Source organism: Aerococcus sp. HMSC062A02, from assembly GCF_001809535.1.
In the GTDB taxonomy this organism is placed as follows: Bacteria; Bacillota; Bacilli; order Lactobacillales; family Aerococcaceae; genus Aerococcus.
The window spans coordinates 1-13468 of the sequence record NZ_KV797917.1; the positions used below are offsets into that span (position 1 = coordinate 1).

Consider the following 13468-nt stretch of genomic DNA (forward strand, 5'->3'; position numbering starts at 1 on the left):
ACGGCTGCAAGCCGAACGTTCCCTTTTGTGAAGAAGACCTATTTCTGCCAGCATGAACCCGACTATAAGGGGGTGTGAGACTTGGCGGTTAGCTTTTGTTCGCTGGAGCCAGTTAGCAGTCCATCCTGAAAGGCTTATTGCAGCCCTAGTAAAATTGAACAAAATAAAAGAGAATCTACACGTCACTAGTTGCTAGTGGGTAGATTCTCTTTTTTATTCCTTTAGGTCTTGAGCATAGTGAAGCAGCTGAGCCTGTTTATCGGTATCTAGGGATTCATAAATTTCAATGAGTTGGTCGCTAGGACTCTGGTATTTTTCTCGCAAATCTTCTTTTAAGAGTTCGTCGATGCCGACATGGTATATGGCGGCTAGCTCTTCGACGACATCCAGGGAAGGGGCGTACTTACCGTTTTCCCAGTCAGAAATTGTTGAATTTGTTTTACGGTTGAGCTTTTTGGCGATGTCCTTTTGGTAATAATTATTTTTTTCGCGTAAAAATTTTAAATTTTCTGCCAACATAGGCAAGCCTCCTTAGTATTTATATTAATCATAGCATGTTCATATAAATAATGAAACTAAATTCATGAAATTAATTTCGTTTCTATTTATTAGAATTACAGTTCGCTATTTTAGAAATCCAGGCGTATAAATTTGACTTACATATACCCTAACTATATAATTCATATGAGGAGGCTTGCTATGAAAAGAAAATATTTAGGAGATTGGCGCAAGAGTAGGGGAATGACCCAGGAACAATTGGCTCAGGCTGTCCACATTACGACCAGGACCATTGCCAATTATGAGAAAGACCCCAAGAATCTCTACCATGCCTCTTATGCTAATGTATTAAAAATAGCAGAGGTTTTAAATATTCATCCGGACCAATTAGAAATCAAATAAAAAGCAGCAAAGTTTAGCAGATACTTTGCTGCTTTTTGCTTAATTAAAGTTGGGAAGGATGGCTTCATAGACGTCTGAATTTTCCTTTAATTTGAGGGGATAATTGGTTCGGTAGAGTGAGCCTTCTTGGTTCTGCTCCATGTACATGACGAAGTCTCGGGTCTCGTTAATCGGATAGATGGTTAACAATTTAGTGAAGACATCATCCTGGTCAATAATGACATTGCGGATTAAATAATCCTCAGTAAAGGAATAATCAAATTGAAAATATTGGCCGGGCTGGACCCGGTACTCGTACTCTAAGAAAGTGATCAGTTCTTTGGACATGTAAATTTCCTCCTAGCTCTACAGTGACTTTCCTTTATTAATTGTACCTATAAATGTATGCGTTTACAAGTTTTTGTAAATAAATTCACAGTTTGAGTGGATAATATTTTATTATGGGCACTTGTTACTAGCTGGCAAAAGTGAGTTAAAACTACTTTTTAGTAAACTTTAAAAGGTCAGGGGCCGATACCGTATGTTAAAATAGAGGGTACAGACTATATGGAGAGGGAGAGCGATAATGACTATCGATTACGATTCGATTAAAGATGACCTTTACCTAGCAGTTAACGGAGACTGGCTAGCCCAAGCGGAGATTCCTGCTGATAAGCCAGCTACAGGCGGATTTACCAGTTTAAGAGACCAGATGGAAGACCTCTTATTAGAAGAAACCCAAGCCATGCGCGAGGGCAAATTAGCCTTGGACCAGCCAGAATTGGAAGAATTCGTGGCCTATTACAATAAGGCCCTCGACTTCGAGGGGCGCGAAGCCCAAGGGAGTCAGCCCTTAGAAGAAGAAATTGACCAAGTCAAAGCCTTGGAGAGCTTAGCTGACCTGCAAGCCTTTGCAAAAGACTGGTCCCTTAAGAATAATGACTTGCCCTTTGCGATCAGCGTGGAAGCGGATATGAAGGATACCGACCACTATACCCTCTACCTGGATACCCCAGGCTTGGTCTTGCCAGACACGACCTATTATGAAGAAGGAAACGAAGCGGGCCAAAGCTTACTAGCTGTCTATGCCAAGCAGTCCGAGGAATTATTGAGCTATTGTGGGATTGATCAAGCGGAACAAGTCACCGCTCATGCCTTGGCCTTTGACCGGTCCTTGGTCCAGTATATGAAGAGCAATGAAGAATTAGCGGACTATCCCAAGCTCTATAACCCACGGTCGATGGACCAGGTGCAAGCTTACTCGGCTAGCTTTGATTTTAAAGCTTACTTTGAAGCCCTCTTAGGTCAAGTGCCGGACCAGGTGATTGTGACCCAGCCGGTTTTCTTTGAGCATTTTGATGAGCTTGTTAATGCCGATTCCTTCGACCAAATGAAAGCTTGGCTCCTCGTCCAAGTGGTCAATGCAGCGTCGAATTGCCTCAGTGAAGAAATGCGCCAGATCGGCAGCCAGTATAGCCTGGCCCTGTCCGGTAATCCTGAGACCCTATCTAAGGAGAAACAAGCCTTCTACGCTAGCACAGCCATGTTTGACCAAGTCATCGGGCTCTATTACGGCAAGAAACACTTTGGCCCCCAAGCCCGTGAAGATGTCCGCCAGATGGTTGTGGAAATGATTGAAGTTTACAAGAAACGCTTAGAAGCTAACGATTGGTTGAGTCCAGAAACCATTGACAAGGCCATTGTCAAGCTCGACGCCATCGATATCTTGGTCGGCTATCCGGATACCTATCCTGACATCTACAGCAAATTCAAGGTAGACCCTGAGCTCAGCTTCTACGGCAACCTCCAAGCTTTCAGCCGGATAAAGATTGCTGACCGTTTGGGGCGTTATGGCCAAAAGGTTGACCGGACGGAATGGGGGATGTCACCAGCGACGGTCAATGCCTACTATAACCCAAGTTTCAACCATATCTGTTTCCCTGCGGCCATCTTACAGGCGCCTTTCTATGCCATTGACCAGAGCCGGAGCCAGAACTACGGGGGGATTGGAGCCGTGATTGCTCATGAAATTTCCCACGCCTTCGACAACAATGGGGCCCAGTTCGATGAGAAGGGGAATATGACCAATTGGTGGCAAGCAAAAGATTATGAGGTCTTTTCTGCTAAAGCAGAAGAGATGGTCGACCAATTTGACGGCCTGCCTTTTGCTGGGGGCCAAGTGAATGGACGGATGACGGTTTCTGAAAATATTGCCGATGCCGGCGGTCTCCAAGCGGCTCTTGAGGCCTGCCAGCACGAGGAAGATTATGACCTAGAAGCTTTCTTCATTAATTGGGCAAGGATCTGGTGCCAAAAAGCTCGGGACCAATACAAGCAATTGCTGCTCAATATGGACGTCCATGCCCCAAGTCCACTGAGAGCTAATGTTCAAGTCAAGAATATCGATGCCTTCCATACTTGCTTTGGCATCCAGGAGGGCGATCCCATGTACCTAGCCAAAGAAAATCGTGTGGTGATTTGGTAGGTGCTATAAGTATAGAAGATTCTATGCTAAAATAGTTAAGATGAAAGAGGTGCTCAAATCCGCACCCAAAAAGACAAGGAGTTGTGTTATGGATTTAAAACATCATGTTGCCGAAGTGATTTATGAGTCAGTTTCTGACCACTTGGATGTGGATCAGATTGAAGCTGCCCTCGAAACTCCTAAGCATAGTGACCACGGCGATATTGCCTTTCCCTGCTTCCTCTTAGCCAAGGCCTTGCGCAAGGCACCCCAAGCCATTGCTCAAGAACTCGCTGCTGAGATAAATGACCCTGCTTTAGACAAGGTTGAAGCAGTGGGCCCTTACTTGAATTTCTTCCTCAAGCCGGACCAAGTGTCTAAGCAAGTCTTAAAAGAAATTCTCAGCCAGGGTTCAGATTACGGCCAACAGGACTTAGGCCATGGGGGCAATGTCACCATCGATATGTCCAGCCCGAATATTGCAAAACCTATGTCCATGGGCCACCTGCGTTCTACGGTGATTGGGAATGCGATTGGGAATATTTTGGCCAAGGTCGGCTTTAACCCCATTCGGATCAACCACCTGGGTGACTGGGGGACACAGTTCGGGAAATTAATTGTGGCCTATCGCTTATGGGGAACGGAAGAAGAGGTCCGGGCGAATCCGATCCAGGAACTCTTACGCCTCTACGTGAAGTTCCACGAAGAAGCCGAGGAAGATGAGAGCTTAAACGACAAGGGCCGCCAAGCTTTTAAGGCCTTGGAAGAAGGTTCGGAAGAAGAATTGACCCTCTGGCGTTGGTTTAGAAGCGAGTCCCTCAAAGAATTCAACCGCATCTATGCGATGTTAGGCATTGAATTCGATTCTGACAAGGGTGAAGCCTTCTACAATGACAAGATGGACCGAGTGATCGAGCTCCTGGAAGAAAAGGACCTGCTCAAGGTCGATAATGGGGCGACGATTGTTGACTTAGACAAGTATGATTTGATTCCTGCCTTAGTCAAAAAGTCAGATGGAGCGACCCTTTATATGACCCGCGACCTGGCCGCTGCCCTCTATCGTAAGGACCACTATGACTTTGCTCAGTCCCTCTATGTGGTGGGCAATGAGCAGAGTATCCACTTCAAGCAATTGAAGGCGGTCCTCAAAGAAATGGGTTACGACTGGTACGATGACATCCACCATATTCCGTTCGGTCTGGTGACCAAGGATGGGAAGAAGCTATCTACCCGTAAAGGTAAGGTGGTCCTTCTCGAAGAGGTTCTCAATGAAGCTATCCGCCTGGCTGAAGCACAAATCGAAGAAAAGAACCCAGATTTAGCCAATAAAGACCAGGTCGCCCACCAAGTTGGGGTCGGAGCTGTCATCTTCCACGACCTGAAGAATGACCGGATGAATAACTTTGACTTCAAACTCAGTGAAATTGTCCAGTTTGAAGGGGAGACTGGGCCCTATGTCCAATACGCCAATGCTCGGGCGCATTCCATCCTGCGCAAATCAGGTCGCGACCTTGACCTGGCGGCTGACTATACCTTAGAAGATTCAGAAGCCTATACTATTGTTAAGGCCTTGAATGACTTCCCAGAAACCATTGAAAAGGCCTACCGCCACTATGAGCCAAGCGTGATTGCTAAGTATGCGATCAACCTCGCTCAGAACTTTAACCGCTACTATGCTCACAACCGTATCCTTGAAGAGGATGAAGGCTTAGAGTCACGTTTAGCCCTCGTTAAAGCAACGACAATTGTTCTAGAAGCAGCTTTGAACCTGCTCGGTGTCGCTGCACCACATGAAATGTAGGGAAGGGCTAAAAACTTGAGCAATCAATTATCATATTAAAAGAAGCCTTGACCAATCAGTTGGACTGAAAGGGTCAAGGCTTCTTTTTATTTTTCGGGATAGAGTCCGGCTTCGGCTTCTTGGATCATATTTTTAATCGGTAGGACGATGATAAGGAAGAGGAAGCTGGTCTGGATCCAAAAGATCGTCAGGTCTAGGAGACCGTGGAGGAGGACAATGGAAATAAAGGAGCAGATCAGGGCCAAACGAAGACGGAGAGCAGGATGCTTTCTCATGGTATTAATCAAGCTAGCAAAGCGGTAGAAAGGGAGAAAGAGGATGCTGCAGCCGACTATCCCATAGCTGAGCAGGGGATCCAGGTAGATGCTGTGGGAATGGATGGTTGATTTTCCCCCAGGGTACTCGTTCCAGACCTGCAAGTAGGTCAAGGGGCCCTGGCCAAAGAGATAGTTATGGCGGAGCGCTCGCAAGGCTGTCTGCCAGATATGGATCCGGTCCCCCAAGGCCCAAGATAGGGAGTCCATGCGGGGGAAGAGGTCGGTCACCATTAAACCAAGAACGCCAAGCACCATCAGCCCTAAGCTGACCAAGGCCTGTTTGTGGTAGCCGTAAACATAGTAGAAGACGACGATTGATCCGACAACCACCATAAAGCTGGTCCTAGCTCCAGTAAAGAATATAGCGGACAGATTACAGAGGGTAATGAAGGCGAAGGCTAATTTCTTTCGCAATTTCTTGGTTCGCGTCAACTTGTAGAGGCCAATAATGATGAAGAATTCAAGCATCATAGCATAGTAATTCGGATTAAAAAAAGTCGCTTCGACCCGGTCCGCATGCTGCTTGCCCATAGCTTCGGAAATAAAGGTGTAGTCCCATTCCTGGATGAACTGAAAGTGCTCGAGCAGGGCAAAAATAAAAAGAATAAAACTGGCGATAAGGCTGACATTGATCAAGTCTTCCACAAAATAAGGCTTGATGGCATCAAAATAATACTTGAAAAAAATTAAGTAGATAGCAAAGCCAAAAGATATGAGGACACCCAACCAGTTTTGATAGACGAGGGAAATGCTAATATTGTAAGCGATAAATATCCAAAAGGCTGCCATGACCCCACTATTATCCGTAAAGCTGGGGCGGAAAAGCCCGCAGCCCCCTAAAATAATAAAAATAACCGTCATCACGGTGACCGTAATATAGAAGGGGAAGAAGTTGCTAATTAATAAGATCATCAAGAGCAAGGCTTGCAGGTCCCAGGGTAAACGATCGCTTGAGAGGGTCTTCATGCGAATCACCTCCTCCTTTATAACTTATCATTAGTTACTATGATACCACGTTATAGCTAGAGAAGTACAAAGAATTTCTAAAATCAAGACCAGCTTTGCTCGGCCGATCCTCATCCTCTGACAAAGGCAAGTAAGAATGGTAGAATAGGGATATGATATTCGCGATATGGAGGGAAATGAATGGTTGAACAATGGCAGGGTCTGCCAGCAGACCGCTTTGCAAAATATAGAAGTTGGATTAACCGCGAGGAGCCTGGAATTTGTGGGTCCTATGTCACTGCTGCCTTAGTCCATGACCGTGTTCTGGCTGATACAGGACGGGCCTTGGACCCGGGCCGCTTACTCGGGGCCAGCCAAGAGTTAGTCGATGACAAGCACTTACACAAGGGTACCTTTATTTGGAACATTTATTCGGGCTTAGACAGTCTCTTGGGACCCCAAGGCTACCGGGTCAAGGTCGGTCTCTTTTCAGAAGTTAAAGTCCCTGACTTAATGGCTGCAGGCTACGGGCCCTTTGTCGTGGGAACAGCAGGTCTCCTAGGGTCTCCCTATGGTAATCACTGGCTTCTGGCCTACGCCTATCGCTATAATGACCAGGGGGACTTGGAATTTCGCTGCTACGACAACCACGGTCAGTCCCAAGCCGTCCTCCCAGCTAAGTATTGTTTCTCCTACGCTTATTTAGAAAAGCTGCCAGAGACAGCAGATGACCAGTCTGCGAAAGAAGAGAGAAGTCATAAAGATGAAACTATCCGCTTCCATAGCAATGGCTACCGCCAAGAGGCCCTTGAGCAGGCCGAAGCAGAGGAAGGGAAGACCATTTTTGGAAAGTCTCTAAGCGATATTTTGGATCTTTTTATTTAATTTTTTTCGACAACACAAAAACAGAGCTTCCCGTCTTTTGGACAGGAGGCTCTGTTTTTTACTTAAGCCGAGTTAAGAGACTTGGCTTCTTATTTGTGATCTTCTGATTTGGCTGCATAGCCGGATTGACGTAGGAAGAATTTGATAATCTCTACGTAAGGGATGATAGACAGGGCAGCAACAATGATAACTGTCCACATTTGACCGGCATTTGGATCATTAACCAAGTGGATGGTACCGAAGGCATCGTTTAAGCCTGGAACAAAGACGGTAATGATCAGCATGGCAGCAGAAACTAGGATGGCCAAGTTGAAGGCCTTGTTGTTAAATGGATTACTTGAGAAGAGTGACCGGTATACGGACTTACAGTTGAAGGCGTGGGCCAATTGGATAAAGGCCAGGGTTAAGAAGGCCATGGCTTCCGCGTCAACGTGTTCGACCTGCATCCGGTTAATGGCATACCAGTAAACGAAGAGGGTAATCCCACCTTCATAAATCCCTTGGTAGATAATGCCTTCCAAGACCCCACCAGATAAGAGGTTGGTCCGGCGACCGCGTGGGGTGTGTTCCATCACGTCAGGTTCCGCTTCTTCTAGACCTAGGGCGATGGCTGGGAAGGTATCGGTAACCAGGTTAATCCAGAGAATATGGATAGGTTCTAAGATCGTCCAGTTGGCAAAGGTGGCAATGAAGAGGGTCATGACTTCACCTAGGTTAGCTGATAAGAGGTATTGAACCGCTTTTTGGATATTAGCGAAGACTTTACGTCCTTCTTCGACCGCATGGACAATGGTGGCGAAGTTGTCGTCAGCCAGCACCATGTCGGAAGCACCCTTGGAAACTTCTGTACCAGTGATCCCCATACCAATCCCGATGTCGGCTTGTTTGAGGGATGGTGCATCGTTGACCCCGTCACCGGTCATAGCAACAACCTTGTTGTGGGTCTTGGATTGCCAAGCACGAACAATTCTTACCTTATGTTCAGGGGCAACCCGAGCATAAACAGAGTATTGTTCGACTTCTTGTTCTAATTGCTGATCGTCGATGGTATCGAGGTAAGCCCCAGTGGTTACCGCAGATTCATCATGTTCTTCGGTAATGATACCTAAACGTTCTGCAATGGCAGCAGCTGTTGTTTGGTGGTCACCCGTGATCATAACAGTCCGGATACCAGCTGCCTTAGCGGTAGCGATCGCGTCCTTAGCTTCTGGACGTTCAGGGTCGATTTCACCGACCATACCAGCATATACCAAATGACGTTCATGTTCTTCACTGGTATACTCGTCAGCTTCTTCATCGATATACTTGAAAGCCATAGCGAGGACACGCAGGGCTTCAACAGCCATATCGTGGTTAGCTGTTAAGAGTTTGTCACGGTAGGCTTCGGTCATTTCATGGATCTGACCATTTTCATAGTAATAGTCACAGTTGTCAATAATAACGTCAGGCGCACCCTTCGTCATCACAACGAATTGACCTTGAGCCTTGTCTGAGCTTGGATGAACAGTGGTTGACATCTTACGTTCAGAATCGAAAGGAATTTCACCAATCCGAGGTTGGGCTTGGAGAGCTTCATCGAGTTTGAAACCCTTGTCGATCCCGAATTGAACCATGGCGGTCTCGGTTGGGTCCCCAGCCAGGCTCTTGTCGGATGAAACCGTGGTGTCATTCGCCATATTCATGATCTTGAAGACAGGTTCTTCGAAGTCAATGTCTTCACTAGCATCATGGATTTGGCCATTGTAGTAGACCTTTTCGATGGTCATCTTATTTTGGGTCAGGGTACCTGTCTTATCGGAACAAATCACTTCAGTTCCACCCAGGGTTTCAACAGCTGGCAACTTACGCACAAGGGCATTGCGGTCGGCCATCTTTTGTGTCCCCAGGGCGAGGATAATGGTTGAGATGGCTGGCAGCCCTTCAGGAAGGGCAGCAACGGCGATTGAAATCGCGGTTAAGAGCATATCGACCCAGTAGCGGCCTTGAACTAAACCAACCACAAAGATAATAACAGCGATAACAATGATTGCCACGGTAAGGAATTTAGACAACTTATCTTGGTCTTCCTGGAGTGGCGTCTTCTTAGTTTCGGCATTATCCAGCATGGTCGCGATATGGCCGACTTCTGTATTCATTCCAGTCCCAGTAACGATCCCGGCACCGCGTCCATAAGTGACGTTAGTGGAGGAGAAGGCCATATTTTTACGGTCCCCGATAGCTGCTGTGTCGTCCGCCAATTCTAAGTTCTTGGTAACAGGTACAGATTCCCCGGTAAGGGCCGCTTCTTCAATCTGCAAAGAATTGCTTTCGATCAAGCGCATATCGGCTGGCACAACATTCCCAGCTTCTAGTAAAACAACGTCGCCAGGCACAATTTCGCGTGAATCAATGGCACGAATCTCACCGTCACGGCGGACATTGGCTTGGGGCGAAGACATTTCTTTCAATGAATTAATGGCGTCTTCAGCCTTGTTCTCTTGGATAACCCCAAGAATGGCATTAATAATAACAACGGCAAGAATAATGATCGCGTCGACCATCCCCTCATAGCCTTCCAGGACAACGGAAAGCACAGCTGCAATAAGCAGGATAATGATCATGAGGTCCTTGAACTGATCAATAAACTTTTGGAAAGTAGACTTACTTTCACCTTCTTGGATCTCGTTGGGGCCGTATTGGTCCAGGCGTTCTTTGGCTTGGGCATTGGTCAAGCCTGTCGTTGACGTTTGGAATTCATCTTCAACGGCAGGAACATCCATGGTGAAATACTTCTTCCCTGACTCTTGTTGGTCCAATTATAAACACTCCTTCTTCGCTCAACTGAGCAGTTTATTATATAATAGTGTAAAAAAAGACTCATACTACTGTCGTCCCCCAGTAGCATAAGTCTCACCAAATTAAGGTAATACCAGCAATACAATTGACTGCGCCTGTTGATATTACCGCAGACATGCTGCAGGTTACTCCCTTATGATTTGTACACTAATATGTATAGTTAGTATAGAGGATAAAAGACGAAAATGCAATTTATAACTCGAATTCTTGTTAATTATTTTAAGGTGTGCAAGCGAGAGAAGAATGCTATAATGGAGCAGCATAGAGAAGGTTGAATTAGACGGGGCGTAAGCCCTGTCTTTATTTAGGAAGGTAAGCAGTATGATAATTAATACTAAAGAAATTGAATATCTTTTATTCGATAGTGATTTTTCAATTTATGAGATTTGTGTAGAGTGCGAAATACCATCACGTTCTTCTCTTAATAATGCACGAAATAGAAAGAGAATTGATAATCTAACGCTAGCTAAGTTGACAAAGCTTCAAAATTTTTATAATAAGAATGTAACTCGATAAAATATCTATCAATTTTACTATATCTAGAATCAGTAGGATAGAGAATAAAAGCATTGCATTAATAGCGTGCAAGTAAAATTAGATTTACTTATATTTCGCGTGTTATAATAAAAAATTATAAGGGAATTTTTAAAGGAAGTTAGGTGTCAAATATTCATGAATGAAGATTATTTGAAGTTAGTGCATCAAGAGATGCCGACTTATTCGAAGAAACAAATCCAAAGTGTCCTCAGCTTGTTGGAGGAGGGCAATACGGTTCCTTTTATCGCCCGCTACCGGAAGGAACAGACGGGATCCCTCGATGAAGTGGAAATTCGTAAGATCCAAAAAACTTATGATTATATTGAAAATCTGGAGAAACGCCGGGAAACGATTCTCGACACCATTGAAGCTGCAGGTAAGCTGGAACCCAAGCTAAAAAAAGAAATCCTAAAGGCAGATAAGCTCCAAGAATTAGAAGACCTCTATGAACCCTACAAACCCAAGCGCCGGACCAAGGCAACGATTGCCAAAGACCAGGGCTTGGAAGGCTTGGCTGAATGGCTCTATGCCAGTCCTAAAACGGGAGATCCTAAAGAGGAAGCGGCCAAGTATGTCACTGAAGAAGTCCCTAGTCTAGAAGAAGCCTTAGCTGGAGCCCATGAAATCCTCTGTGAATGGATCAGCGAAACGGCTCGCTACCGGCAATGGCTGCGCCGCTATGTCAAAGAAGAGGGGCGCCTAGTGAGTGAGAAGGCCAAGGGAGCGGAAGATAATAAGCAGGTCTACAAGGTCTACTATGACTTCTCCCAAGCTCTCGGTAAGCTCAAACCCTACCAAGTTCTGGCCTTGAACCGCGGCGAGAAAGAAAAAATCCTGCGCTTGAACTTTGAGTTTGATGAATTTCCAGTCTTAGAGTACTTAGTTAACCAGGTGATCGATGGGCACCCTGTCAGCTTGAAGGAGCTCCAGGCAGCGATCCAGGACGCCATGCAGCGCTTCCTCCTGCCGGCAGTGGAAAGGGAAATCCGCTCCGAATTGACCGAGGAGGCTGAAGCCCACGCCATTGAAACCTTCTCTGATAACCTCTACCACTTGCTCATGCAGGCTCCGCTCAAGGGCCGGGTTGTTTTAGGCCTCGATCCCGCCTTCCGGACCGGCTGTAAGTTAGCAGTCGTGGATGAAACGGGGAAATTCCTCGATAAGGCAATTATCTATCCAACCCACCCAGTCAATAAAGTCGAAGAAGCTGCTAAAATTTTCGGCCAACTGGTTGAAAAATATGGGGTAGAAATGGTGGCCATTGGGAATGGGACTGCGAGTCGAGAATCGGAGCAATTCGTGGCCGACCAAATCCAAAATCGTTTCCCAAATCTCAAATATATGATTGTTAATGAGAGCGGGGCTTCGGTCTATTCCGCCAGTAAAGTGGCCCGGGCGGAGTTCCCAGACTTTAATGTCGAAGAACGGTCTGCCGTCAGCATTGCTCGCCGCCTCCAAGACCCGCTGGCAGAATTGGTGAAGATTGACCCGAAATCCATTGGGGTCGGCCAATACCAACACGACGTCTCCCAAAAAGAACTCTCCGACTCTCTTGACTTTACCGTCGAAACCGTGGTGAACCGGGTAGGGGTGAACTTGAATACGGCGAGTCCTTCCTTGCTGGTCCATGTGTCAGGCGTCAACAAGTCGGTGGCCAAGAATATTGTGGCCTATCGCAATGACAATGGGCTCTTTAAGAACCGTAAAGAACTCAAGGATGTTTCCCGCTTAGGTCCTAAAGCCTTCGAACAATGTGCCGGCTTCTTGCGTATCCTCAACGGGGAAGAAGTCCTCGATGCGACGGCTATCCACCCGGAAAGTTACAAACTCACTAATAAAATTCTAGCTGACCAGGGCATTGACCTGGCCGACATCCATGAAGATGCTGTCCGCCAGCAGATTAAACACTGGAATATTTCACGTCTTGCGGCTGATTACCAGATAGGGGAAGAGAGCCTCACGGACATCCAAGATTCCCTCCTGGCACCTGGTCGCGACCCGCGGGATGACTTGGATGCGCCAATCTTGCGCTCAGATGTCTTGAAACTGAGTGACCTCAAAGAAGGCATGGCCTTACAAGGAACCGTCCGCAATGTGGTCGATTTTGGGGCCTTTGTCGACGTTGGGGTCAAGCAGGACGGCCTGGTCCATATCTCCAAGCTCAGCAAGAAATTTGTGAAACACCCAAGTGATGTCGTGGCTGTGGGTGAAATTGTCAATGTTTGGGTGGAATCGGTGGATACCCAAACAGGCCGGATTGGACTGACGATGATTGAAAACTAAAAAGACTTATTCAGATGCTGCCTTACAGGCTCTAGTGGAGAAGGTGTCTCTTGAAGACTTCGGACGCCCTTTTTGCCACCAGGCGGTATGGAACCGGCGCTTGCGGACAACCGGCGGGCGCTTCCATTCCCCGTCCTGTAAGTTAGATTTTAATCCTAGAATTCTTGACCGTTATGACCAAGACCTGCTCGTTAAAGTGATCCGCCATGAGCTTTGCCACTACCACCTTTACCGACAAGGAAGTGGTTACCGGCATGGCAACTCGCAATTCAAGGAGCTTTTAGAAGCAGTTGGGGGGGATTGACTATGTGCCCGACTTGCTTGATCCCTCCGAGCGAAAGCTCTATTACTACCGCTGTCAATGCTGCCATGAACTTTATGAGCGCGAGCGCCGCATCAACCCTCGCGCCATGTGTGGCGACTGCTTAGGGGTCTTAGTACAAGTCGAGGGGCCTGAAGATGGCCTTGGTGACAGTTAAGGGCTAGCCTTTTCTCACACCCTTACATTAAAATGAAAGGAGT

The 13468-nt window shown here is 46.6% G+C and carries 9 protein-coding genes and 1 pseudogene; 6 read left to right on the plus strand and 4 right to left on the minus strand.

Features of this window, described 5'->3' with window-relative positions:
• Positions 1-213: 213 nt before the first annotated feature.
• Positions 214-519, minus strand: a complete 306-nt coding sequence (locus tag HMPREF2626_RS03100) for a helix-turn-helix transcriptional regulator (protein WP_070617297.1) — start codon at positions 517-519, stop codon at positions 214-216.
• Between the two features lie 180 nt (positions 520-699).
• On the opposite strand from HMPREF2626_RS03100, the gene HMPREF2626_RS03105 reads away from it, so the two are divergent.
• A complete protein-coding gene (locus HMPREF2626_RS03105) occupies positions 700-900 on the plus strand; it encodes a helix-turn-helix domain-containing protein (protein ID WP_070617299.1) in 201 nt (66 codons plus the stop codon).
• Between the two features lie 39 nt (positions 901-939).
• On the opposite strand, the gene HMPREF2626_RS03110 is transcribed toward HMPREF2626_RS03105, so the two are convergent.
• Positions 940-1227, minus strand: a complete 288-nt coding sequence (locus HMPREF2626_RS03110; protein ID WP_070486541.1) for a hypothetical protein — start codon at positions 1225-1227, stop codon at positions 940-942.
• Between the two features lie 238 nt (positions 1228-1465).
• On the opposite strand from HMPREF2626_RS03110, the gene HMPREF2626_RS03115 reads away from it, so the two are divergent.
• Together HMPREF2626_RS03115 and argS are read left to right on the plus strand one after the other, a co-directional pair.
• Entirely contained in the window at positions 1466-3364 is a 1899-nt protein-coding gene (locus HMPREF2626_RS03115; protein WP_070617301.1) for a M13 family metallopeptidase, read from the plus strand.
• An 88-nt stretch (positions 3365-3452) separates the two neighbouring features.
• A complete protein-coding gene (gene argS, locus HMPREF2626_RS03120; protein WP_070617303.1) occupies positions 3453-5144 on the plus strand; it encodes an arginine--tRNA ligase in 1692 nt (563 codons plus the stop codon).
• Positions 5145-5230: 86 nt separating this feature from the next.
• Here the strand turns inward: argS and HMPREF2626_RS03125 are convergent, their stop codons facing one another.
• On the minus strand, positions 5231-6427 hold the full coding sequence (locus tag HMPREF2626_RS03125; RefSeq protein ID WP_070617305.1) for an O-antigen ligase family protein: 1197 nt from the start codon (positions 6425-6427) through the stop codon (positions 5231-5233).
• A 180-nt stretch (positions 6428-6607) separates the two neighbouring features.
• Between HMPREF2626_RS03125 and HMPREF2626_RS03130 the strand changes: the two genes are divergently transcribed.
• Positions 6608-7291 carry a hypothetical protein gene (locus HMPREF2626_RS03130; protein WP_070617307.1) on the plus strand — a complete coding sequence of 228 codons (684 nt, stop codon included), beginning with the start codon at positions 6608-6610 and terminating at the stop codon, positions 7289-7291.
• 89 nt (positions 7292-7380) lie between these two features.
• Here HMPREF2626_RS03130 and HMPREF2626_RS03135 read toward each other — a convergent pair whose 3' ends face one another.
• Positions 7381-10050, minus strand: coding sequence for a cation-translocating P-type ATPase (locus tag HMPREF2626_RS03135; protein WP_070617389.1), 2670 nt, complete (start codon positions 10048-10050; stop codon positions 7381-7383).
• A gap of 748 nt (positions 10051-10798) precedes the next feature.
• Between HMPREF2626_RS03135 and HMPREF2626_RS03145 the strand changes: the two genes are divergently transcribed.
• Positions 10799-12946 carry a Tex family protein gene (locus HMPREF2626_RS03145; protein ID WP_070617311.1) on the plus strand — a complete coding sequence of 716 codons (2148 nt, stop codon included), beginning with the start codon at positions 10799-10801 and terminating at the stop codon, positions 12944-12946.
• A gap of 34 nt (positions 12947-12980) precedes the next feature.
• A pseudogene (locus HMPREF2626_RS03150) lies at positions 12981-13425 on the plus strand (SprT family protein).
• Positions 13426-13468: the final 43 nt, after the last annotated feature.

Bases quoted from the DNA above. Each gene is read 5' to 3' on its own strand.
- HMPREF2626_RS03100 (WP_070617297.1), bottom strand. From the start codon at position 519: ATGTTGGCAGAAAATTTAAAATTTTTACGCGAAAAAAATAATTATTAC.
- HMPREF2626_RS03105 (WP_070617299.1), top strand. From the start codon at position 700: ATGAAAAGAAAATATTTAGGAGATTGGCGCAAGAGTAGGGGAATGACC.
- HMPREF2626_RS03110 (WP_070486541.1), bottom strand. From the start codon at position 1,227: ATGTCCAAAGAACTGATCACTTTCTTAGAGTACGAGTACCGGGTCCAG.
- HMPREF2626_RS03115 (WP_070617301.1), top strand. From the start codon at position 1,466: ATGACTATCGATTACGATTCGATTAAAGATGACCTTTACCTAGCAGTT.
- argS (WP_070617303.1), top strand. From the start codon at position 3,453: ATGGATTTAAAACATCATGTTGCCGAAGTGATTTATGAGTCAGTTTCT.
- HMPREF2626_RS03125 (WP_070617305.1), bottom strand. From the start codon at position 6,427: ATGAAGACCCTCTCAAGCGATCGTTTACCCTGGGACCTGCAAGCCTTG.
- HMPREF2626_RS03130 (WP_070617307.1), top strand. From the start codon at position 6,608: ATGGTTGAACAATGGCAGGGTCTGCCAGCAGACCGCTTTGCAAAATAT.
- HMPREF2626_RS03135 (WP_070617389.1), bottom strand. From the start codon at position 10,050: ATGGATGTTCCTGCCGTTGAAGATGAATTCCAAACGTCAACGACAGGC.
- HMPREF2626_RS03145 (WP_070617311.1), top strand. From the start codon at position 10,799: ATGAATGAAGATTATTTGAAGTTAGTGCATCAAGAGATGCCGACTTAT.